The following is a 368-nucleotide window of genomic DNA, read 5'->3' as shown; positions in this document are numbered from 1 at the left end:
ACTTGGCCTATTTATTGCTATGTTTTTTAAATGTAAAAAATGGAATAACTTAATTGTAACGATTACACTAATTGTTTTATCTATAGTTACAGCATTTTGTCAACCTGTTTATGGTGAAAGGATAGTATGGCTAGAATTACTCTCAAACATAAGTAATTGGTTATCATTGATGATGCTAGGGTTTACGATGGGGCAATTTAAATTTTTTGAAAATATCTATGGGAAATTAAAGTATATTTCGATTTTCTTAATAGTTACTATTTTTGCTTATCTATCTCTATTTTATATTCAAAAGTTAATTGTCATTACTCCTGCAGGCCATGAAATATTAGAAGATTATATAGTTTCTTCAATGATTATTAGCTTTC

The 368-nt window shown here is 26.9% G+C and carries 1 protein-coding gene; it reads left to right on the top strand.

Going from position 1 to position 368, the window contains the following annotated elements:
* Positions 1–368 (top strand): hypothetical protein (locus tag KVT27_RS23895; protein ID WP_217582102.1); only part of this gene is annotated, 368 nt, incomplete at both ends.

This window comes from Lysinibacillus sp. GbtcB16 (genome assembly GCF_019091145.1).
GTDB lineage: Bacteria > Bacillota > Bacilli > Bacillales_A > Planococcaceae > Lysinibacillus > Lysinibacillus fusiformis.
Note: the sequence above shows the minus strand (reverse complement) of the source record. Positions and strands in the feature narration are given on the sequence as shown.